Origin of the sequence: Azospirillum argentinense (assembly GCF_000632475.1) — a bacterium.
In the GTDB taxonomy this organism is placed as follows: Bacteria; Pseudomonadota; Alphaproteobacteria; order Azospirillales; family Azospirillaceae; genus Azospirillum; species Azospirillum baldaniorum.
The window spans coordinates 108,834-130,189 of sequence record NZ_CP007795.1 but is presented as its reverse complement, the minus strand read 5'-3'; the positions used below and the strand labels follow the sequence as shown (position 1 = coordinate 130,189).

Genomic DNA, 21,356 nt, shown 5'->3' with positions numbered 1-21,356 from the left:
TCTCGCCATGCACTCCGACCGCTTCGAGGCGACCTACCTGATCGAAACCCCGCTGGACCCCGCCAAGGTGGCGGAGGTCATGGCGGGGGAGCAGTCCTGCGGCACCTTCACCCGCGTCCACGGCGAGACGGACGACCTGCGCGCCCGCGCCCGCGCCGTGGTGGAGCGGGTGGAGGAGTTGGAACCCGTCGCCTCCCCCAGCCTGCCGAACACGTGGCTGGAGCGGCAGAAGCGGCCCGGACCGTGGCGGCGCGCCCGCATCACCATCAGCTTCCCCACCGGCAACGTCGGCGCCAACCTGCCGACGCTGGCCGCGACGGTGGCCGGCAACCTGTTCGACCTCGGCGAGGTTACCGGCCTGCGGCTCGACTCCGTCCGCCTCCCCGCCGCGTACCGCAATCGCTTCGACGCGCCGCGGCACGGCGTGGCCGGCACGCGGCGGCTGACCGGGGTGGAGCGCGGGGCGCTGGTCGGCTCCATCATCAAGCCGAACCTCGGCTTGTCGGCGGAAGAGACCGGCGAACTGGTCGGCACGCTCTGCGCCGCCGGGCTGGACTTCATCAAGGACGACGAGATCTGCGCCGATCCGATCCACGCCCCGCTGGCCCAGCGCGTGCCGGCGGTGATGGACCGGGTGCGCCGCCACCAGGACCGCACCGGCAAGCACGTCATGGTCGCCTTCAACATCAGCGACGAGACGGACGCCATGCGCCGCCATGCCGATCTGGTGGAGCGCGAGGGCGGAAGCTGCGTGATGGTCAGCCTGAACTGGTGCGGCTTCTCCGCCGTGCAGACGCTGCGCCGCCACAGCGGGCTGGTGCTGCACGGGCACCGCAACGGCTTCGGCGCCCTGTCGCGTCACCCCAGCCTGGGCATCGGCTTCGACGCCTACCAGACGCTGTGGCGGCTCGCCGGGGTGGACCACATGCACGTCCACGGCCTTCAGGGCAAGTTCGCCCAGCCCGACGCCGAGGTGATCGACGGCGCCAAGTCCTGCCTCGCCCCGCTGGCCGAGGGCTGCGACGACGCGGTGATGCCGGCCTTCTCCTCCGGCCAGTGGGCGGGGACCGTCCCCGTCACCTGGGATGCGATGGGGACGGACGACCTGCTGTTCATGTCCGGCGGCGGCATCATGGCCCACCCGGACGGCCCCGCCGCCGGCGTGACGAGCATCCGCCAAGCCTGGACCGCGGTGCGCGAGGGCGTCACCCTGCCCGACGCCGCCGCGACCCGGCCGGAGCTGAAGCGCGCCCTGGAGTTCTTCGGAGCGCCCAAATGACCGTGGCGCACCCGCTGCCCCGGCTCGGCCCCCGGCTGGGCTGGTACGGAGACGACTTCACCGGGGCCACCGACACGCTGGCCACGCTGGCGAAGGCCGGGCAGCGGGCGGTGCTGCTTCTGGAAATCCCCGACGCGGAACGGCTGGCCGGGCTCGGCCCGCTGGACGCGCTGGGGATCGCCGGGGCGTCGCGCACCATGGACCCGGAGGCCCTGCGGGCGGAGCTGGAGCCGGTGGGGCGCTTCTTCGCCGGGCTCGGCGTACCGGTGATGCATTACAAATGCTGCTCGACCTTCGACAGCGCGCCGCAGATCGGCAGCATCGGCGCGGCGGTGGCGGCCCTGCGGCCCTTCTTCCCCAACCGCTTCCTGCCGGTGGTCGGCGGCCAGCCAAACATCGGGCGCTATTGCCTGTTCAGCACGCTGTTCGCCGCGGCGGGCACCGGCGGGACGGTCCACCGCATCGACCGCCACCCGACGATGAAGGCCCATCCGGTGACGCCGATGACGGAGGCCGACCTGCGCCTCCACCTCTCCGCGCAGGGGCTGGAGGGGATGGGCGCCCTGCACTACCCGGATTACGGGCTGGACGCCGGAACGCTGGACGAAAAGCTCGACCGGATGGTGGCGGGCGGCGCGCCCGCCGTCCTGCTGGACATCGCCCAGCCGGCCGATCTGGCGCCCGTCGGGCGGCTGATCTGGGAGCGGGCGCGGCGTTCGCCCCTTTTGGCGGTCGGGCCGAGCGGCGTGGTCCAGGCGCTGGCCACCCAATGGCAGCGCGACGAGGCGGTCGGCGACGCGCCCCTTGCCCCGGCCGAGGGGCCGGTTTTCGTGCTGGCCGGCAGCCTGTCGCCGGTCACGCGCAAGCAGATCGCCGCGGCCTCCTCCTTCCACCGGATGCCGGCGGATGCGGGCGCCCTCTGCCACGACGACGCCTACCGCGAGCGGCTGCGGAGCGAGATCGCGAGCCTCCTGGGCCAGGGGCGGAACGTGTTGGTGTGGACCGCCCCGGCGGAGGGCGAGACACCCGACACCGCCCAGTCCGCCGCCATCGCCGACGCCACCGCGGACTTCGTGGCTTCGGTCGCCCGCGCGGTGCCGCTGCGCCGTATGGGCATCGCCGGGGGCGACACCTCCAGCAAGGCGGTGAAGGCGCTGGGCCTGTGGGGCCTGTCCTACCGGACGGCGCTCAGCCCCGGCGTGACGGTCAGCCTGACCCACAGCGCCCACCCGCCCACCGACGGCGTCGAACTGATGCTCAAGGGCGGGCAGATGGGATCGGAGGATCTGTTCGAACGGCTGGTGGGTGGGGGGTGAACGTCCGCCCCCTAGGTAGTCTTACGTACGCAAAGCCCCTTAGGTACAAGACCGAACTGCACAGGGTACCCCGCAGCGCATAACTTCGGCTCATCGAGCGGTTGCCCCACGGGGACGGGCCGCTTCCACGAACGCCGAGGGGCCCGACATGCACGCTCACACCGCCATCGCCGCCCAGCCGACGCGTGTTCCGCACGGCCATCAGGCCGCCGTGATGGCGATGCCGCGTGTCGCCCCCTCCCGTCCCGCCGCTGGCTTCGCCGCCAACGACATCGACCCGCTGGCCGCCATCGCCCAGTTCCGGGTGTTCGACCGCGAGCAGTCCATCTTCGCCGAGGGCGAGGCCGCCGACGCCGTCTTCCGGGTGGTCGACGGCATGATCCGCCTCTACAAGCTGCTGCCGGACGGGCGCCGCCAGATCATCGGTTTCCTCCAGGCCGGCGACATGGTCGGGCTGGCCTTCGCCGACCGCTATCTCTATTCCGCCGAGGCGATCACCGCCTCCACCGTCCAGCGCATCCCGCGCTGCCAGCTCGACGCCCTGCTGGACTCCCAGCCCGCCCTGGCCCGCCGGCTGCTGTCGGTCACCACCTCCGAGCTGGTGGCGGCGCAGGACCAGATGCTGCTGCTGGGCCGCAAGTCGGCGCTGGAGAAACTGGCCAGCTTCCTGCTGGCGCTGAGCCGCCGAGCCGGTGCCGGCCGGGCCATCGCCCTGCCGATGAGCCGTTGCGACATCGCCGACCATCTGGGGCTGACCACGGAGACCGTGTCCCGCGGCTTCACCAAGCTCAAGACCTCGCGCCTGATCCGCATCCTGGATGGCGGCCGGGTCGAGCTGCTGGACGCGGAAGCCCTGGCCGAGCTGGCCGAGTGCGCTTGAACCACGACGCCTGATCCCCCTCCGCAATCAAGGGAAATCCATTCGGCCGGCCGCAACGTACCCCTTACTCCCTTTGCGTTGCATTGTCAGGCCGAACCATGGAGTCCGTTCCCCACATCCTCGTCGCCGAGGATGAGCGCCTCGAAGCCCTGGCCCTTGCCGACACGCTGGAAGGCCAGGGGCTGCGCGTCACGCTGACCCACAACGGGTTGGAAGCCATCACCGCCCTGGAAAGCGGCCCGGCGTCGCTGCTGATGACCGACCTGCGCATGCCGGTGATGGATGGCAACGAACTGATTCGCCGGACGCGGGCGCGGCGGCCCGCCCTGCCGGTGATCGTCATGACCGCCGACAGCGGCGCCCTCTGTCACCCGGAGTCGGACCGCCTGCGCGTCCTGCACAAGCCCTTCAGCTTCCAGGCGGCGATCGGCGCTGTCCGCGCCATGCTCGACCAGGTCGGGACGACCGGGTAGGACCGGGCGTCAGCCCTATTCGCCGACGTCGTCCTTGGGGGCGGCGTTGCGGGGCGGCGGCTCGATCACCGGGCCGACCTTCACGCTGCGGGCGGACAGCGGCACGATGTCGCCGATCGGCATATAGGAGCCATCGGCCAGTTGCTGCGCCGGCTCCCACTGTCCTTCGACCTTGATCCAGCGATAGACGTTGTTGCTGCTCATGTCGTCACCAAGAAATTTGGAAAGACGAAAGGGGCGGCGTTGCCGCCGCCCCTTCATCCGATACAAGGATCGTCCTTGCGGAAGGCTTACTCGGCCTTGCCGTTGACGGCGTCCTTGAGGGCCTTGCCGGCGGAGAACTTCGGCGCCTTGGAGGCGGCGATCTTGATCTCCGCACCGGTCTGCGGGTTGCGGCCCGTGCGCTCGCCGCGCTCGGCGATCTCGAACTGGCCGAAGCCCGGCAGCTTGACCGTCTCCCCCTTGACCAGCGCGTCCTGCAGGCTTTCCAGAACCGCGTCCAGCGCCTTGCCGGCGTCGGCCTTGGTGCCGCCCAGCTTGCCGGCGATCGCGTCGATGAGATCGGCCTTCGTCATTCCCTACTCCCCTTGTTCATGGAGGAACCCCAGCATTCTCCAGGGCTCCAGGCGCTTCTGACCTACTCCGCCCTGCGTCCGCGCGCAAGCCAATCCCGTGGCGATTTTTTCCCCCGGAGCGGATTAAGCCACGGCATGATCCGTATGCCGAGTGTGAAGAACCAATCCGGGACGGTGATGAAAGACGAGTTGGGACAGCATCTGGACGTTCTGAGGCGCTACGCCCTGGTCCTGATGCGCGACCCCGATCAGGCCGAGGACCTCGTCCAGGAGGCGCTCGTCAAGGCCATCGAGGGGGCGTCGTCCTTCACGGACGGGCGCGACCTGCGCAAGTGGCTGCTCGCCATCGTCCACAACACCTTCGTGGACCGCTGGCGGCGCCAGCAGGCCGAACGCCAGGCGACCGGCGAGCTCAGCTCGATGGCGGAGGAAGGCTCCCCGCCCGCGCAGTTGAGCCACGTTCATCTGGGCCAGACCATCGCGGCCCTGATGACCCTGCCGGTCGAACAGCGGGAGGCCCTGGTGCTCGTGGCGCTCGACGGCATGTCCTACCGGGACGCCGCGGAGTGCCTGGGCATCCCCGTGGGCACCCTGATGTCCCGCCTGGGCCGTGCGCGCGACGCGCTGCGGGCCAAGACGGGCGGCGGGCGCCAGCCAGCGTCAGACCAGTCCGACCGCAACCCATCAGACCGGGTCCAGCGCCCCCCGTTGCGCGTGGTGAAATGACGATGAACGAACCGATCAGCGACATCGACCTGAACGCCTATGTGGACGGCGAACTCGACGCGCAGCGCCGCATCGAGGTCGAAGCCTACCTGGAGGCCAATCCGGACGAGGCCGCCCGCGTCATGCACGACATGCGGGTGCGCGACGAAATCCGCCTGTTCATAGCCGGCCCGGCCGTTGAGAAAGCGGAGCCGGAGATGGCCGCGCCCGAACCGGTTGCTTCCCCGGCTCCCGCCGCGGCCCAGCCGGCGGTCGGCGCCGGCGCGCCGCTGCCGCGGCGCAAGCAGTGGGGCGCGCTGTGGCGCCGCCCGGCGGCGGAGCTGATGAACCGGGCGCGGGCGCGGGCCGACCAACGGCTCGGGCCGCGGACGGCGGGCCGTCGCGGCGCTCTGCCTCGTCGGGCTCGGCTGGACGGCGCACAGCGCGGTGTCGTCCCTGTCGGTCAACCCCGTCGCCACGGCGCACGCGGCCACCCACTACATCACCATCGCGGCGCAGACCCACCAGCAGGCGCTGCACAGCGGGATCGACTTCAAGCCCTTCGCCGACGCCGCCCAATCCCTGGTCAACCGGCTCGCCCCCGCCAACCCGGAGGTCGCGGTGCCGATCCCGCAGCTCGATATCGGGCAGGCGCCGGACGGGCTGCGCACGGTGGCCTGGGACGGCGGGGTCGCGGTGCAGGCGGCCTACCGCCACGGCGGGTCGCAGTTGATCACGCTGTTCGCCAGCGAGGTCGACCGCTTCGCCGTCACCGAACCCCAGGCGGAGCGGATCGGCAACGTCTCGGTCGCCTACTGGCAGGTCGGGACGACGGTCTACGCGCTGTGCGGCGAGCAGCCGGAAAAGGAAATCCTGGCCCATGCCCGCGACGCCCGCATGGCCTGGTTCTGAAGCAGACGCACTGAACGACAAGCATCCGAACGATAAGCATCCGAAGGACATGGTGAGACAATGAGCGGACCCTTCTACGGCAACCAATTCGGCAGCGCGGCGCCGGCTTACGGCGCGGCGTTCGACGAGGGCCTGCGCAAGCACATGCTGCGGGTCTACAACTTCATGATGCTCGGCCTTGGCGTGACGGGGCTTGTGGCGCTGTTCGTGGCGAGCACGCCGGCGCTGTACGTTCCGATCTTCACGACCCCGCTGAAGTGGGTGGTGATGCTGGCGCCGCTGGCCTTCATCATGGTGCTGTCCTTCCGCTTCCACGCGATGTCGGCGGCCGCGCTGCAGGGGCTGTTCTGGGCCTTCTGCGCGGTGATGGGCGTGTCGATGGCGTCGATCTTCCTGGTCTTCACCGGGGCCAGCGTGGCGCGGGTGTTCTTCATCACCGCGGCGATGTTCGCGGCGATGAGCCTGTGGGGCTACACCACCAAGGCCGACCTGTCGAAGATGGGCTCGTTCCTGATGATGGGCCTGATCGGCATCGTCATCGCCAGCCTCGTCAACATCTTCGTCGGCTCCAGCGCCCTGCAGTTCGCGATCTCGGTGATCGGCGTGGTCATCTTCACCGGCCTGACCGCCTACGACACCCAGCGCATCAAGGAGGAGTACGCCGAGGGCCACGGCCACGAGGGCAACACCAAGCTCGCCGTCATGGGCGCCCTCTCGCTCTACCTCAACTTCATCAACCTCTTCCAGATGCTCCTCCAGCTCATGGGCAACCGCGAGGAGTAAGGCGGCGCTTCCATCCGGCGCACCGCCTGCCAGAAAGGGCCGACCGCTTCCCGCGGCCGGCCCTTTTCTTTTTTACGGCTTGCCCGTTGCCGGCGCGGCGTCCGGCTTGGGCGGATACTCCACCGACACGATGTGCAGGGAGTTGTTCGGGAAGGAGCAGGCCGCGTCCGGCGCCACCTGGGACGCCGGGTCGAAGGCGTAGGGACGGGGGGAGCGGCCGGCGGACGTTCCCCCCGTCCCGGCCCCGGCCCCGGCCCCGGCCCCGGCCGCCGCCGTCTGCACGCCCGGCCCGGTCACCCGCGACGTCCAGGGCGCACCGGTGAAGACGCCCGGCGTCGATTCCTCCGCCCACAGCCACAGCACGCGGGTGCCCACCGGCTGCGGCTGCGTGAAGGAGTGCAGCACCCGCTCGCAGGTCTCCCGGTCCATGTTGTGGATCGCCCGTTCGACCACCGTGTTCTCCGTCCGGGGCGTCCAACGCGACAGCAGCAGCGAGCCGAGGGCCACGCTGACCGCCACCCCGCCCAGCGAGCAGGCGATCACCAGCCGGAAACTGCCGTCGTCCTTTGCCATTCCTTGCCCCCGCCGTCGATTGTCCATGCCCCCTCCATCGACACGCCTCACGTTTGTGTTCCGCTCCGCAAGGCCGGCCCGGAACGCCGAAAAGGGGACCACGCGCGTGGTCCCCTTCCAGTCGATCCGCTGAAGCGGAGGTTACGGGCTGGCCGCCGCCGTGACCGGACCCCTGCCCTGCTGGGCGGCGAGTTCGGCGTTGCGGGCGTGGTGCTTGCGCAACATGGGCCGCAGGACCGCGAGGGCGCAGAAGGCCGCGATGAGGTCCATGGTGGCGCAGATGTAGAGCACGGTCGCCCAGGTGCCGGTGGCTTCCATCAGCAGGTTGCCCAGCGGGACCAGCAGGGCCGCGACGCCCTTGGCGCAGTACAGCACGCCGTAGATCTTCGCCGCATGCTTGGTGCCGAAGGTGTCCGCCGAGGTGGCGCTGAACAGGCTGTACACTTCGCCCCAGGCCAGGAACACCATGCCCGACAGGATCAGGAACATGATCGGGTCGTGGCCGAAGCGGCTGAGCATCAGGATGCCGATGCCTTCGAAGGTGAAGGCGATGAACATCGTCGCTTCACGGCCGATGTGGTCGGAGATGAAGCCGAACAGCGGACGGGAGATGCCGTTCATCACGCGGTCGAGCATCAGCGCGAAGGGCAGAGCCGCCATGGTGATGCCGAACAGGCTGATCGGGGCTTCCTTCACGCCCAGATCGTGGGCGATCACGCCGAGCTGGGCCACCGCCATCAGACCGCCCGAGACGGTGCAGATGAACATGACCATCATGACCCAGAAGACCGGCGTCTGCAGCGCTTCCTTGAGCGTATAGTCGCGGCGGGACTGCAGGACCTTGGTCGAGGCCTTCACCTGATCCTTCTGCGGGGCGCGCAGGAAGAAGGCGGCGATGAGGATGATCGTGCCCTGCAGCAGGCCGAACCAGAAGAAGGCCGCCTGATAGCCGGACGAATGGATCATGTTGGCGATCGGCAGGATGGTCAGGGCCGAACCGGCGCCGTAGCCGCCCGCGGTCAGGCCGACGGCGAGGCCGCGCTTGTCCGGGAACCACTTGATGGCGCTGTTGACGCAGGTGGCGTAGACGCAGCCGACGCCGATGCCGCCGATGGCCGAACCGACATAGAGCATGCCGAGCGAGCCGGCGTAGCTGTCGATGATCCAGGAGAGGCCGGTCATCACGCCGCCGAAGGCGACGATGACGCGGGGGCCGTAGCGGTCGATGAAGTAGCCTTCGATGGGGGTCAGCCAGGTCTGGACGACGACGAAGACGGTGAAGGCGGTCTGGATCGAAGCGCGGGTCCAGCCATGGGTGGCCTGGATTTCCGGCACGAAGAGCGTCCAGGCGTACTGAATGTTTGCCGCGGCGACCATACAGACGATGCCGACGACGATCTGCATCCAGCGCGCGCCTTCGGAAATGGGCGCCTGCGAGCCGCCAGGCGGTGCAGCGATGGACTGACTCATTACTCTTCCTCCCCAATGCGGTGATCGAACACTCAACTCAGCCGGGCGGGGCCGATGGTTGTTGTCGCATTGCCTTTCTTTGGGGCTTGCGTGCCCTTCGCATCTTGGCAGGAGCACCACCGCCACCGTTGGGAGAGGCTTGGTGTTCCGCATTTCGTACTTGGTATACCACACAATCAGCGGAACACAACATCCGTTTCAGGAATCACAGCACAATTAATCCTCGCTGTTGCAACTATCGTTGCAGGTATGCCCTGCGAAGAACCAGTATCCCCAGGGCCGATCTTTCGTACTATGACTTTGAAAAAGCAAAAAAAAGGCCGCGCCAAAGCAGGCGCGGCCTCTGAATGAGTTCGCTTCACTTACGATCACAACAGTGGAGAAGCCGTTACACCAAGAACGGCTGTTCCAATCTTACAGAACTTCAGATCATCAGCAACCTCGTAGTCGATCCAATCTGTATGCCCTGTACGAATCGGAAATAAACAATCCGGAGAGCCAAATCACACCAAGGCCGTCCGACCTCCTTATCCCCTCTTCACTCAGTTTACGATCCCGCGCCCCGCTTAATCCCGGGGCCCCTCAAAAAAATGTTCGCATCGCGAATCATCCGTCCGCGACGCCATGTCGAAGCCATGGCCACGGCACGCTAGGGCGGTGCCCATCGCACGCTCCGCCGCATGGAACAGAAGCGACGCTCAACCTGTTGTTGGGGTGTCCGACCGTCTCCCCGGCTGTCGGCAACGCCATCGCCCGCCAAAAACGGGAGCCACCATGAGCCGTCGCCATTCTCCGGACTCGTCACCGGACCCAGCCCGCTTCCCCTCGCGCGCCGCTGCCAGCCCGCCCCTGCCCGATCCCGGCGCGAAGCGGCGGGAAATCGCCATGTTCCTTGTTCTGGCGGTGGTGATCTGGCCAATCCTGTCGGTCGCCGTCGTGGGCGGCTACGGCTTCCTGGTCTGGATGTCGCAACTCATCATGGGTCCGCCCGGTCCGCCCCCGGTCTGAGGGGGACGGCGCCATGGCCGATGAATCGGTCGACTTAGGGAGACGAGGCTTCCTTCGCGGACGGCGGCGCGCCGAGCCGGCGCCGTTGCGCCTGCCCTGGGCCCGGACGGAACGCTTCACCGACCTGTGCACACGCTGCGGCGCCTGCGCTGACGCCTGCCCCGAGGGGATCATCCGCCGGGGGGACGGCGGTTTTCCCGAGGTCGACTTCCGGCGGAGCGAGTGCAGCTTCTGCGCGGCCTGTGCCGATTCCTGCCCCGAACCAGTCTTCGACCGTGCCGCCGCCAGCCCTTGGACACTGGCTGTGCGCATCGGACCGTCCTGCCTCGCCATAAACCGCGTCGTCTGCCGAAGCTGCCGCGACGCCTGCCCGGAATCGGCCATCCGCTTCGCCCTGGCGCCCGGCGGCGTGGCGGTCCCCGTGGTCGAAAACAACGCCTGCACCGGCTGCGGCGCCTGCCTGGCCGCCTGCCCCGCCGACGCCGTCACGTTGCAACCCGGACCGGAGACCGCCCATGCACCCTGAAGCCCGAGACCGGCCGGCCGAAGCACCGGTGGAATGGCACATCGCCTCCATCCTCGTCCATCTGCGGCCGGAGCGAAGCCCCGACGTGCGGGCCGCCGTCGCCGCGCTGGGCGACGTGGAGGTCCATGCGGAGGAGCGGGGCCGGATGGTGGTGACCGTGGAAGGCCCCCACGAGGGCCGCATCGCCGACCGCATGACCGCGATCCACCTGATGCCCGGCGTGATGTCGGCGGTCATGGTCTTCCACCACGCCGAGCCGATGGCGGCCCGGACCGCGGAGGAGGTCGCTACGGCGCGGCGTTGACGCGCCAGATTTCACATTCGTCAAGAAAAAGGGGGGAGGAACCCATGCTTGACCGGCGGGATTTCATCAAGGCGCAGGCGGTCGCGGCCGCCGCGACGGCGGGGGGCATCAGCCTGCCCGCCATGGCCCAGCAATCCATGGTGGCGGGCGAGGACGCCCAGCTTACCTGGTCGAAGGCGCCCTGCCGCTTCTGCGGCACCGGATGCAGCGTCATGGTCGCCACCAAGGACAACCGCGTCGTCGCCACCCATGGCGATATGCAGGCGGAGGTCAACCGCGGCCTGAACTGCGTGAAGGGCTATTTCCTGTCCAAGATCATGTACGGGCAGGACCGGCTGACCCAGCCGCTGCTGCGCATGCGCGACGGCAAGTATCACAAGGACGGGGAGTTTCGCCCGGTCTCCTGGGACGAAGCCTTCGACGAGATGGCCCGCCAATGGAAGCGGGTGCTGAAGGAGAAGGGGCCGGACGCCGTCGGCATGTTCGGGTCCGGCCAATGGACGATCTGGGAGGGCTACGCCGCGTCCAAGCTGATGCGCGCCGGCTTCCGCACCAACAACCTCGACCCCAACGCCCGCCACTGCATGGCGTCGGCCGCGGTGGCCTTCATCCGCACCTTCGGCATGGACGAGCCGATGGGCTGCTACGACGATTTCGAGCACGCCGACGCCTTCGTGCTCTGGGGTTCGAACATGGCGGAGATGCACCCCATCCTGTGGACGCGCATCACCGACCGGCGGCTTGCCCACATCCATGTGAAGGTGGCCGTCCTCTCGACCTTCGAGCACCGCAGCTTCGAACTGGCCGACATCCCGATGATCTTCGAACCGGGGACCGATCTGGCCATCCTGAACTACATCGCCAACCACATCATCCAGACCGGACGGGTGAACAAGGAGTTCGTCGAGAAGCATTGCAGCTTCCGCCTGGGGCAGAAGGACATCGGCTATGGGTTGCGACCCGAAAGCGTGCTGGAGGTGCGCGCCGCGAACGCCAAGGACCCGACCGATTCCAAGCCCATGAGCTTCGACGAGTTCGCCGCCTTCGTCAGCGACTACACGCTGGACAAGGTGGCGGAACTGAGCAAGGTGCCGAAGGAACGGCTGCTGGCGCTCGCCGAGATGTACGCCGACCCGAAGGTCAAGGTCATGTCGCTCTGGACCATGGGCTTCAACCAGCACGTCCGCGGCGTGTGGGTGAACCACATGGTCTACAACATCCACCTTCTCACCGGCAAAATTTCGGAGCCGGGGAACAGCCCCTTCTCGCTGACCGGCCAGCCCTCGGCCTGCGGCACGGCGCGCGAGGTCGGCACCTTCGCCCACCGGCTGCCCGCCGACATGCAGGTGACCAACCCCACCCACCGCTCCCACGTCGAAGAGGGCTGGAAGATCCCCAAGGGCCTGCTGCCCGGCAAGATCGGCTATCACGCCGTCCTACAGGACCGGATGCTGAAGGACGGCAAGCTCAACGCCTACTGGATCATGGTCAACAACAACCTCCAGGCGGCGCCGAACAGCGACAACGAGACCTACCCCGGCTACCGCAACCCGGAGAATTTCATCGTCGTGTCGGACGCCTATCCGACGGTGACCGCCGCCGCCGCCGACCTGATCCTGCCCGCCGCCATGTGGGTGGAGAAGGAGGGCGCCTACGGCAACGCGGAACGGCGGACCCAGGTCTGGCACCAGCTCGTCAACGCGCCGGGCGAGGCGCGCTCCGACCTCTGGCAGCTCATGGAATTCTCCAAGCGCTTCACCACCGACGAGGTGTGGCCGAAGGAAATTCTCGACGCCAACCCCGACTTCCGCGGCAAGAGCCTGTTCGACGTGCTGTTCCGCAACGGCAACGTCGACCGCTTCCCCGTGTCGGAACTGGACCCCGCCTACGAGAACCGGGAGTCGAAGGAGTTCGGCTTCTACGTGCAGAAGGGGCTGTTCGAGGAATACGCCGCCTTCGGGCGCGGCCACGGCCACGATCTGGCGCCCTTCGACACCTATCACGAGGTGCGCGGGCTGCGCTGGCCGGTGGTCGAGGGCAAGGAAACGAAGTGGCGTTACCGGGAGGGGCTCGACCCCTACGTCCCGAAGGGCGAGGGGGTGCGCTTCTACGGAAACCCGGACGGCAAGGCCAACCTGTTCGCCTTCCCCTACGAACCCCCGGCGGAATCGCCCGACAAGGACTTCGACCTGTGGCTGGTCACGGGGCGCGTGCTGGAGCATTGGCACTCCGGCTCCATGACCATGCGGGTTCCCGAACTCTACAAGGCCATGCCGATGGCGCTGGTCTACATGCACCCGGACGACGCGCAGGCGCGCGGCCTGCGCCGCGGGTCGGAGGTCAAGGTGATGTCGCGGCGCGGCGAGATGCGCACGCGGGTCGAAACGCGCGGGCGCAACCGGCCGCCGCGCGGGGTGGTCTTCGTGCCCTGGTTCGATTCGGCGCGCCTCATCAACAAATGCACGCTCGACGCCACCGACCCGATCAGCAAGCAGACGGACTTCAAGAAGTGCGCCGTCAAGATCGTGGCCGTCTGAGGGAGGACCGCAACCATGCGCCGCCATCTCATGCTCGCGCTGGCCGCGGCTTTGCCCTGCCTCGTGCCGGCACTGCTCGCCGCCCAGGGAACCGGACAGGTCCGGGAGCCCTTCCGTCCGCCGATCCAGTTCACCGACGAGGACCCGGCCCCGCCGATCCCCGCCGACGTCACCGACGACCGGCGGGTCGCCCGCAATTATCCGGAACAGCCGCCGGTCATCCCGCACAACATCCGCGATTATCAGATCAGCCTGAACAACAACCAGTGCCTGACCTGCCACAGCCGCCAGTTCACCGGGGCCACCCAGGCGCCGATGATCAGCATCACCCATTATGTGGACCGCGAGGGCCAGACCCTGGGCGCGGTGGCGCCGCGGCGCTATTTCTGCACGCAGTGCCACGTCCCCCAGACCGTGGCGCAGCCCATCGTCCCGAACACCTTCAAGGACATGGACAGCCTCATCAGCCGCCCGTCGGACGGGGGTGACCGGCGATGAAGCTGCCCGATTTTCTGCTGCGGCCCTGGCGGATCATCGCGGGGCCGAGCCGTTACCTCAGCCTCGGCTTCCTGACGCTGGGCGGTTTCCTGGCCGGCGTGATGTTCTGGGGCGGCTTCAACACCGCCCTGGAGGTCACCAACACCGAGAAATTCTGCACGAGCTGCCACGAGATGCGGGACAACGTGTTCGAGGAGCTGAAGACCACCATCCACTTCACCAACCGCTCCGGCGTGCGGGCGACCTGTCCGGACTGCCACGTCCCGCACAACTGGACCGACAAGATCGCCCGCAAGATGCAGGCGTCAAAGGAGGTCTGGGGCAAGATCTTCGGCACCATCGACACCCGCGACAAGTTCGTGGAGAAGCGGCGCGAGCTGGCCGAGCATGAATGGGCGCGGCTGAAGGCCAACAATTCCCTGGAATGCCGCAACTGCCACAGCGCGGAATCGATGGACATCACCAAGCAGGGAGCGCGGGCGGCGCGCATCCATCAGCAATATCTGTTCAGCGGGCAGCGCACCTGCATCGACTGCCATAAGGGCATCGCCCACCGCCTTCCGAACATGGACGGCGTCCCGCCGGGCTGGAGCGAGGCGTCAAACGATACGGGCAGCGAAACGGACGACCCGCTCGGCCGCTGGCTGGCCGACGCCACACCGGGGCCGGCAAACCCGCATTGAGCGGATGATGAAACACCCTCTCCCTTCCCGGGGGAGGGTGTCCGTGCAACGGGCCCCTCCCTCTCCCGGGGCGGGAGAGGGAGGAACGTCGCTTTACTCGGCCTTGCCGTTGACGGCGTCCTTGAGGGCCTTGCCGGCGGAGAACTTCGGCGCCTTGGAGGCGGCGATCTTGATCTCCGCACCGGTCTGCGGGTTGCGGCCCGTGCGCTCGCCGCGCTCGGCGATCTCGAACTGGCCGAAGCCCGGCAGCTTGACCGTCTCCCCCTTGACCAGCGCGTCCTGCAAGCTCTCCAGAACCGCGTCCAGCGCCTTGCCGGCGTCGGCCTTCGTGCCGCCCAGCTTGCCGGCGATCGCGTCGATGAGATCGGCCTTCGTCATTCCCAAATTCCCCTTGTTCGTGGCGGAACCCCAGCATGTTCCAGGGCTCCAGGCGCCTCTGACGTACCCTGACGGACGGCGGCGCGCAAGATGCTCCCGATCGGAATCGACCGGGCGCGACGCTGTGACCCGCAAAAAGTCGGCGATTCCCGCCAATCCGGCGGATTCGTCTATGCCGAACAGGCGAGCCCTTCCCCACCCGATGTCAGTTGACGAGGGCGGCCTTGACCAGAACGGCGGCGCTTTCCGTGGTGTCGCGCTTGTCCAGCTTCTTGGCGACCTCCTCGATCTCGGCGACCGGCATGACCCGGCGGGCCTGCTTGGCCGCGGTGACGAGGCGGCGCTGCGCGAGACGGACCTGATCGCCCAGCTCGGTCAGCGTCTGGTAAGCCTTGCGGCGAGCCTGGGTGTCGATGCTGCCGCTCGTCTCGGTCGCGCGTTCGGTCGCAGCAGCCAGATCCTTGCACGACTGGAGGTACGTGGAGATGGCGTCCGTCAGAAGACGGCGGGCCTCGGTCCGCGGATCGGAGGGGCTGCTGCTCGACGTGGAAAGAGACACTTCACACTGCTCCTTGCTGCTGCGTATGACACACGACTGTAACAGGCCGTGAAAAATGGGCGGACTGGCCGCCATTGTCCAGCGGCCATGCGCATCCTTTGACCGACTGGACAGGGGAAAGCCGGTTCAGGGCACCTGTTTCTTCTCCAGCTTGCGGGCCAGGGTGCGCCGGTGCATGCCCAGGCGGCGGGCGGTTTCGGAGATGTTGAAGCCGGTTTCCGCCAGGGTTTCGTGGATGCGCTCCCACTCCAGCGTCTTCAGCGAGGTCGCCCGCGCCCCCAGCGCGATGGAGGGATCGCCCTCCGTGCGCTCGAAGGCCGCCTCGATGTCGTCGGTGTTGGACGGCTTGGCGAGGTAATGGCAGGCGCCGAGCTTGATCGCCTCGACCGCCGTGGCGATGCTGGCGAAGCCGGTCAGGACGACGATCCGCGTCTCAGGGTCGTTGTCGTGCAGCTCACGCACGCACTCCAGGCCGGAGCCGTTGCCCAGCTTCAGGTCCACCACCGCGTAGGCGAAGGGCACCGTCTCCAGCAGAGCCCGCAACCCGTCCAGGCTGTCACACCAGTAGACCTGATAGCCCCGGCGCTCGAAGGAACGGCGCAGGACCTTGGCGAAGGCGGCGTCGTCCTCCACCAGCACGAGGGAACGGTCAGTCTCCATGGCTCTCTCCCGCGGACAGGGCGGCGAGCGGCAGGGTCATGGTGACGGACGCGCCGCCGCCGGGGCGGTTGCGCGCGGCGACCGAGCCGCCCAGCTTGCGCACCACGTTGACCACCAGGAAGAGGCCAAGCCCGCCGCCGGGCCGCCCCTTGCTCGACCGGTAGGGTTTGCCGAATTCCGCCAGCATCCGCTCCTCGAAGCCGGGGCCGGCGTCGTTGACGGTCAGGACGAGGCTGTCCCCCTGCCGCCCGGCGGCGATGCCGACCCAGCCGGGGGACACCTCCAGCGCGTTGTCCAGGACGTTGAAGATCACCTGCTTCAGCGCGAGGTCGGAGATGATCCCCTCCCGCGAGCGAACGCTGTTGTCGTAATCGACGCAGGCCGGGGAGCGGCTGTCCTTCCACTCCGCCACCAGATCGTCCAGGAAGGCGGTCACCGTGGTGCGCAGCGTCCCCTCCCCCCGCGCCTCGCCGGAGGACAGCAGGATGCCCGACACGATGGCCTTGCAGCGGTCGATCTGGTTCTGCATCTCGGCGATGTCCTCGGCCATGTCGGGATCGCCCTTGACCACCGGCATCCGCCGCCAGTCGTTCACGATCACCGACAGCGTGGCGAGCGGCGTTCCCAGCTCATGCGCGGCGCCGGAGGCGAGCAGGCCGAGGCGCACGATGTGGTCCTCCTCCATGGAGCGCTGGCGCAGGTCGGCCAGATGGGCATCGCGGGCGCGCAGGTTGCGGGTGATCTGGGTGATGAAGGGGACGATCAGGCTGGCCGTCAGCACGAAGCACAGGAACATGCCCTGGATGTGCAGCCCCAGCAGAAGCCCATCCAACCCCGGCGGCAGGGCCAGCGGGCGGTAGGCGCCGATCAGGAAGGTGAAGCAGGCCGTGGCGACCAGCACCAGCGCCCAGGCCGACCACGCCTCCAGCAGCACCGCCCCCAGGGTGATCTGCAGCAGGTAGAGCGAGATGAAGGGGTTGGACGCACCGCCGCTGAGGTAGAGCTGGACCGTGAGCGCCGACACGTCGATCAGCAGCTCCAGGAAAAGCTGGGTGTTCGACACCGAGGTCTGGCGGCGCAGATGCAGGACGCTGGCGATGTTCAGCGCGACCAGGAACAGGATCACCGCGCCCATTTGGTCGAGCGGCAGGGTGATGCCCATCTGGTAGTGCACGATCAGGATCGTCACCACCTGCCCGGCGACGGCGAGCCAGCGCAACTGCACCAGCAGGAACAGGTTTTTCTTGTCGGTGGTGTCGCGCACGGAAAACGTCTGGCCCTTCGCCGGCTTCCTTCGGTCCCCTGTTATATGGGCACGATACTCCGGCTTGGCAGCCTTGCCACGGATTCCGGACGGACTTAATAGCACAAAAAAGCATGGCGGAAGAGGCCATGAGAGGACTTTTCTCACCCGGCGAAAGACCATGAAGAAAAAGAGATTACTTCTTCAACCCCGGCGGCGCCGTTCACTGCGCGCGACATAGAGCGATGCAGCGATCAGCATGAGCGCCAGGGCGAACCACGTCAGCGCATACACGAGGTGGTTGTTCCTGAACTTCAACACGGTCAGTCCGCCAACCGGAGACCCGCCCGGCGGGCTGGCCTCGGCGTCGATGAAGTAGGGGGCCGCATCCGTCACGCTTCGGGCCGCCGCGATGGCCGCCACGTCGCGCGAGTACCAGCGATCCTGTGCGGGATCGTTGGAGCGCAGGAAACCGCCCCCCGGCTCGGTCACCCGCAGCAGGCCGGTGACGGTGGTGTCCGTATCGATCAGCCCGTCGGGGCGGCTGTCGGTGCTGCGCCGCTCCGGCGGCACGAAGCCCCGGTTGACCAGGACGGTGAAACCGCGGTCGGTGCGCAAGGGGGTGAGCACCCAGAAGCCGCCGCCCCGCTCGGTCACCGCCTGTACAAGCGTTTCCTTGTCGTTCAGGAAGCGCCCGGTGACGCCGACCCGCCGGTATTCCTGGCTGGCCGCCGTGACGGCGGGCCAGTCCTCCGGGCCGGGGGCGGGAACGGGCGCGGCCTGCGCCCGCTCCTCCACCCGCTGGATCAGGTCCAGCTTCCAGAACAGCCGCTCGACCTGCCAGACGCCGAGCGACGTGAAGACGGCGACTCCCGCCAGCGCCAGGACGCCGAGAAGGATCAGCCCCCGGCGCGGACGGTGGGTCGCCGTGCCGGTCACGGCAGTTGGCTCGGGTCGTGGATCGGCATCATGTTGGTGTTCAGGTGGTACATCACCCACAGCGAACCGGCCAGCATGATGACCACGACGATGATCGTGAAGATCAGCGACAGCATGGTCCACCCGCCTTCCGCACGTCCGTTCATGTGCAGGAAGAAGATCATGTGGACGACGACCTGGACGGCGGCGAGCGCCATGATCGCCATCGCGGTCATGTTCTTGTCCAGGATCGTCCCGTCCATGACCAGCCAGAAGGGAATGACCGTCAGGATCACCGACAGGATGAAGCCGATCAGGTAGCTGCCGAGCGTCCCGTGGGCGCCCTCATGCTCCCCGTGACCATGGTGATCGCCACCATGATGGCCGGCCCCATGATGCCCGGAATGATGTTCGGCGTGAGAACTCATCGCAGCATTCCCATCAGATAGACGAAGGTGAAGACGCCGATCCAGATGACGTCCAGGAAGTGCCAGAACAGGCTGAGGCACATCAGGCGCCGGCGGTTGGCCGGGATCAGGCCGCGCTTGTTGACCTGGACCATCAGCGTCACCAGCCAGACGAGGCCGAAGGTGACGTGCAGGCCGTGGGTGCCGACCAGCGTGAAGAAGGACGACAGGAAGGCGCTGCGCTGCGGGGTCGCCCCGATGTGGATCAGGTGGGCGAACTCGTAGAGTTCGATCGCCAGGAAGGCGGCGCCGAACAGGCCGGTCACCGCCAGCCACAGCTGGGTCTGCGATACCCGCCCCTTCTCCATCGCCAGCATGGCGAAGCCATAGGTGATGGAGGAGAACAGCAGCATGGCGGTGTTCAGCGCCACCAGCGGCAGGTCGAACAGGTCCTTGGGCGACGGCCCGGCGGCATAGTTGCCGCCGAGCACGCCATAGGTCGCGAACAGCACCGCGAAGATGAGGCAGTCGCTCATCAGGTAGATCCAGAAGCCCAGCATGGTGCTGGAGCCTTCGGGGTGCGCGTGCTCCTCCACCACGTGGAAGACCGGAGCCTGGCTGCGGCTCCGCTCGGCTGTCAGGGTCGTGCTCATGCTTTACACCTGCCCGGAGAGGAGACGGGTCCGCTCGTTCTCGGTCCGCACCACCACGTCCGCGGGGATGTGGAAGTCGCGGTGATAGTTGAAGGTGTGGTGGATGGCGGTCGCCAGCAGGGCGACGAAGCTCACCGCGGCAAGCCACCAGATGTACCAGATCAGGGCGAAGCCGAGGACCACGCTGATCCCGGCCAGGATCACGCCGGTGCCGCTGTTGCTGGGCATGTGGATCGCCTTGTAGCCGCCCAGCGGACGCTTGTAGCCGCGCTTCTTCATGTCCCACCACGCGTCGTTGTCGTGGATCATCGGCGTGAAGGCGAAGTTGTAGTCCGGCGGCGGCGAGGAGGTCGCCCATTCCAGGGTGCGGCCGTCCCACGGATCGCCCGTGCGGTCGACCAGTTCACGGCGCTTCCAGACGCTGACGGCGATCTGGAGGAGGAAGGCCCCGATGCCCGCCGCGATCAGAACGGCGCCGACGGCGGCGATCTGGAACCAGATCTGCAGCGACGGGTCCTCGAACACGCGCAGGCGGCGGGTGACGCCCATCAGGCCGAGGACGTAGAGCGGCATGAAGGCGACCCAGAAGCCGATCACCCAGCACCAGAAGGACACCTTGCCCCAGAAGGGATCGAGGCGGAAGCCGAAGGCCTTGGGCCACCAGTAGTAGATGCCGGCGAACAGGCCGAACAGCACGCCGCCGATGATGACGTTGTGGAAGTGGGCGATCAGGAACAGGCTGTTGTGCAGGACGAAGTCCGCCGGCGGAACGGCCAGCAGCACGCCCGTCATACCGCCGACCACGAAGGTCAGCATGAAGGCGACGGTCCACATCATCGGCAGCTCGAACCGGATGCGGCCGCGGTACATGGTGAACAGCCAGTTGAAGATCTTCGCACCCGTCGGGATCGAGATGATCATCGTCGTGATGCCGAAGAACGAGTTCACGCTGGCGCCCGACCCCATGGTGAAGAAGTGGTGCAGCCACACCAGGTAGGACAGGATCGTGATGACCACCGTCGCGTAGACCATGGAGGTGTAGCCGAACAGCTTCTTGCCCGAGAAGGTCGAGGTGACTTCGGAGAAGATGCCGAAGACCGGCAGGATCAGGATGTAGACTTCCGGGTGGCCCCAGATCCAGATCAGGTTCACGTACATCATCGGGCTGCCGCCGAGATCGTTCGTGAAGAAGTTCGTGCCGACATAGCGGTCCAGCGACAGCAGGACCAGCGTGGCGGTCAGGATCGGAAAGGAGGCGACGATCAGCACGTTGGTGCAGAGCGACGTCCAGGTGAAGACCGGCATCTTCATCATGGTCATGCCGGGGGCGCGCATCTTGACGATCGTGCAGATCAGGTTGATGCCGGACAAAGTTGTTCCGACACCGGCGATCTGCAACGCCCAGATGTAATAGTCGACACCCGTCTCAGGGCTGTAGGCGATGTTGGACAGCGGCGGGTAGGCCAGCCAGCCGGTGCGCGCGAACTCGCCGACGAACAGCGAGACCATGATCAGCACCGCGCCGCCCACCGTCATCCAGAAGCTGAAGTTGTTCAGGAACGGGAAGGACACGTCGCGGGCGCCGATCTGCAGCGGCACCACGTAGTTCATCAGACCCGTGACGAAGGGCATCGCCACGAAGAAGATCATGATGACGCCGTGGGCGGTGAAGATCTGGTCGTAATGGTGCGCGTTGAGGTAGCCCTCGCTGCCGCCGAAGGCCATGGCCTGCTGGAGGCGCATCATGATGGCGTCGGCGAAACCGCGCAGAAGCATGACCAGGCCCAGCACCATGTACATGATGCCGATGCGCTTGTGGTCGACGGTGGTGAACCACTCCTTCCAGAGATAGCCCCACAACCGGAAATAGCTCAGCGCCGCGACGAGCGCGATGCCGCCCAGCACGACCGCGACGAAGGTCGCGACCACGATGGGCTCGTGATAGGGGAAGGACTCCAGGGTCAGACGCCCGAAGAGCGGATGGGTGGCGACGGTCGATGTGTCGATCATGGCGGT

Annotated in this window: 25 protein-coding genes; 13 read left to right on the top strand and 12 right to left on the bottom strand. The window is 67.5% G+C overall.

Going from position 1 to position 21,356, the window contains the following annotated elements:
* The first annotated feature begins 7 nt into the window (after positions 1–7).
* The 4 genes from ABAZ39_RS23175 to ABAZ39_RS23160 all read left to right on the top strand — a co-directional run bounded on the left by ABAZ39_RS23175 (position 8) and on the right by ABAZ39_RS23160 (position 3,948).
* Entirely contained in the window at positions 8–1,279 is a 1,272-nt protein-coding gene (locus tag ABAZ39_RS23175) for a ribulose-bisphosphate carboxylase large subunit family protein (RefSeq protein ID WP_040136146.1), read from the top strand.
* A complete protein-coding gene (locus ABAZ39_RS23170; RefSeq protein WP_040136144.1) occupies positions 1,276–2,595 on the top strand; it encodes a four-carbon acid sugar kinase family protein in 1,320 nt (439 codons plus the stop codon). Before ABAZ39_RS23175 ends, ABAZ39_RS23170 begins: the two co-directional genes overlap by 4 nt.
* Positions 2,596–2,743: 148 nt before the next feature.
* Positions 2,744–3,475, top strand: a complete 732-nt coding sequence (locus ABAZ39_RS23165) for a helix-turn-helix domain-containing protein (RefSeq protein WP_014241879.1) — start codon at positions 2,744–2,746, stop codon at positions 3,473–3,475.
* 98 nt (positions 3,476–3,573) lie between these two features.
* On the top strand, positions 3,574–3,948 hold the full coding sequence (locus ABAZ39_RS23160; RefSeq protein WP_040136142.1) for a response regulator: 375 nt from the start codon (positions 3,574–3,576) through the stop codon (positions 3,946–3,948).
* Between the two features lie 15 nt (positions 3,949–3,963).
* Here ABAZ39_RS23160 and ABAZ39_RS23155 read toward each other — a convergent pair whose 3' ends face one another.
* On the bottom strand, positions 3,964–4,152 hold the full coding sequence (locus ABAZ39_RS23155; RefSeq protein ID WP_040136140.1) for a hypothetical protein: 189 nt from the start codon (positions 4,150–4,152) through the stop codon (positions 3,964–3,966).
* Between the two features lie 86 nt (positions 4,153–4,238).
* A complete protein-coding gene (locus ABAZ39_RS23150; RefSeq protein ID WP_014241890.1) occupies positions 4,239–4,523 on the bottom strand; it encodes an HU family DNA-binding protein in 285 nt (94 codons plus the stop codon).
* Positions 4,524–4,700: 177 nt separating this feature from the next.
* Here ABAZ39_RS23150 and ABAZ39_RS23145 point away from each other — a divergent pair, with 177 nt between their 5' ends.
* The 3 genes from ABAZ39_RS23145 (at position 4,701) to ABAZ39_RS23135 (ending at position 6,923) form a co-directional block, all read left to right on the top strand.
* Positions 4,701–5,249: a sigma-70 family RNA polymerase sigma factor gene (locus tag ABAZ39_RS23145; RefSeq protein WP_040137136.1), complete on the top strand. Its 549-nt coding sequence runs from the start codon at positions 4,701–4,703 to the stop codon at positions 5,247–5,249.
* A 426-nt stretch (positions 5,250–5,675) separates the two neighbouring features.
* On the top strand, positions 5,676–6,140 hold the full coding sequence (locus ABAZ39_RS23140) for a hypothetical protein (RefSeq protein ID WP_040136139.1): 465 nt from the start codon (positions 5,676–5,678) through the stop codon (positions 6,138–6,140).
* Positions 6,141–6,200: 60 nt separating this feature from the next.
* Positions 6,201–6,923 carry a Bax inhibitor-1/YccA family protein gene (locus tag ABAZ39_RS23135; protein ID WP_040136137.1) on the top strand — a complete coding sequence of 241 codons (723 nt, stop codon included), beginning with the start codon at positions 6,201–6,203 and terminating at the stop codon, positions 6,921–6,923.
* A gap of 72 nt (positions 6,924–6,995) precedes the next feature.
* Here the strand turns inward: ABAZ39_RS23135 and ABAZ39_RS23130 are convergent, their stop codons facing one another.
* Entirely contained in the window at positions 6,996–7,496 is a 501-nt protein-coding gene (locus ABAZ39_RS23130; RefSeq protein WP_040136136.1) for a hypothetical protein, read from the bottom strand.
* 141 nt (positions 7,497–7,637) lie between these two features.
* Complete coding sequence (oxlT, locus tag ABAZ39_RS23125) at positions 7,638–8,966, bottom strand: oxalate/formate MFS antiporter (RefSeq protein WP_014241882.1); 1,329 nt, start codon at positions 8,964–8,966, stop codon at positions 7,638–7,640.
* Between the two features lie 774 nt (positions 8,967–9,740).
* Here oxlT and napE point away from each other — a divergent pair.
* The 6 genes from napE to ABAZ39_RS23095 are packed head-to-tail and all read left to right on the top strand — an operon-like array spanning position 9,741 to position 14,522.
* The gene (napE, locus tag ABAZ39_RS23120) at positions 9,741–9,974 is read left to right on the top strand and encodes a periplasmic nitrate reductase, NapE protein (RefSeq protein WP_081863273.1); all 234 of its coding nucleotides are present in this window, start codon (positions 9,741–9,743) and stop codon (positions 9,972–9,974) included.
* A gap of 13 nt (positions 9,975–9,987) precedes the next feature.
* Positions 9,988–10,500: a ferredoxin-type protein NapF gene (napF, locus tag ABAZ39_RS23115; protein ID WP_040136134.1), complete on the top strand. Its 513-nt coding sequence runs from the start codon at positions 9,988–9,990 to the stop codon at positions 10,498–10,500.
* Positions 10,490–10,804 carry a chaperone NapD gene (locus tag ABAZ39_RS23110; RefSeq protein WP_040136132.1) on the top strand — a complete coding sequence of 105 codons (315 nt, stop codon included), beginning with the start codon at positions 10,490–10,492 and terminating at the stop codon, positions 10,802–10,804. The genes napF and ABAZ39_RS23110 overlap by 11 nt, the downstream gene beginning before the upstream one ends.
* 44 nt (positions 10,805–10,848) lie before the next feature.
* Positions 10,849–13,341, top strand: coding sequence for a periplasmic nitrate reductase subunit alpha (gene napA / locus ABAZ39_RS23105; RefSeq protein WP_040136131.1), 2,493 nt, complete (start codon positions 10,849–10,851; stop codon positions 13,339–13,341).
* Between the two features lie 15 nt (positions 13,342–13,356).
* Positions 13,357–13,839: a nitrate reductase cytochrome c-type subunit gene (locus ABAZ39_RS23100; protein WP_014241888.1), complete on the top strand. Its 483-nt coding sequence runs from the start codon at positions 13,357–13,359 to the stop codon at positions 13,837–13,839.
* A complete protein-coding gene (locus ABAZ39_RS23095) occupies positions 13,836–14,522 on the top strand; it encodes a cytochrome c3 family protein (protein ID WP_040136129.1) in 687 nt (228 codons plus the stop codon). Before ABAZ39_RS23100 ends, ABAZ39_RS23095 begins: the two co-directional genes overlap by 4 nt.
* 93 nt (positions 14,523–14,615) lie before the next feature.
* On the opposite strand, the gene ABAZ39_RS23090 is transcribed toward ABAZ39_RS23095, so the two are convergent.
* The 8 genes from ABAZ39_RS23090 to cyoB all read right to left on the bottom strand — a co-directional run bounded on the left by ABAZ39_RS23090 (position 14,616) and on the right by cyoB (position 21,350).
* Positions 14,616–14,900 (bottom strand): HU family DNA-binding protein, encoded by a 285-nt coding sequence (locus ABAZ39_RS23090; RefSeq protein WP_014241890.1) that lies wholly within the window; start codon positions 14,898–14,900, stop codon positions 14,616–14,618.
* Between the two features lie 205 nt (positions 14,901–15,105).
* Positions 15,106–15,459 carry a hypothetical protein gene (locus tag ABAZ39_RS23085; protein ID WP_014241891.1) on the bottom strand — a complete coding sequence of 118 codons (354 nt, stop codon included), beginning with the start codon at positions 15,457–15,459 and terminating at the stop codon, positions 15,106–15,108.
* Positions 15,460–15,585: 126 nt separating this feature from the next.
* Positions 15,586–16,119: a response regulator transcription factor gene (locus ABAZ39_RS23080; protein ID WP_040136126.1), complete on the bottom strand. Its 534-nt coding sequence runs from the start codon at positions 16,117–16,119 to the stop codon at positions 15,586–15,588.
* The gene (locus ABAZ39_RS23075; protein WP_040136124.1) at positions 16,109–17,383 is read right to left on the bottom strand and encodes an ATP-binding protein; all 1,275 of its coding nucleotides are present in this window, start codon (positions 17,381–17,383) and stop codon (positions 16,109–16,111) included. The genes ABAZ39_RS23080 and ABAZ39_RS23075 overlap by 11 nt, the downstream gene beginning before the upstream one ends.
* Before the next feature lie 183 nt (positions 17,384–17,566).
* Entirely contained in the window at positions 17,567–18,301 is a 735-nt protein-coding gene (locus ABAZ39_RS23070) for an SURF1 family protein (RefSeq protein ID WP_200474785.1), read from the bottom strand.
* On the bottom strand, positions 18,298–18,708 hold the full coding sequence (gene cyoD, locus ABAZ39_RS23065; RefSeq protein ID WP_014241895.1) for a cytochrome o ubiquinol oxidase subunit IV: 411 nt from the start codon (positions 18,706–18,708) through the stop codon (positions 18,298–18,300). The genes ABAZ39_RS23070 and cyoD overlap by 4 nt, the downstream gene beginning before the upstream one ends.
* Positions 18,705–19,340: a cytochrome o ubiquinol oxidase subunit III gene (cyoC, locus tag ABAZ39_RS23060; RefSeq protein ID WP_040136122.1), complete on the bottom strand. Its 636-nt coding sequence runs from the start codon at positions 19,338–19,340 to the stop codon at positions 18,705–18,707. The genes cyoD and cyoC overlap by 4 nt, the downstream gene beginning before the upstream one ends.
* Positions 19,341–19,343: 3 nt before the next feature.
* Positions 19,344–21,350: a cytochrome o ubiquinol oxidase subunit I gene (gene cyoB / locus ABAZ39_RS23055; protein WP_040136121.1), complete on the bottom strand. Its 2,007-nt coding sequence runs from the start codon at positions 21,348–21,350 to the stop codon at positions 19,344–19,346.
* Between the last annotated feature and the right edge of the window lie 6 nt (positions 21,351–21,356).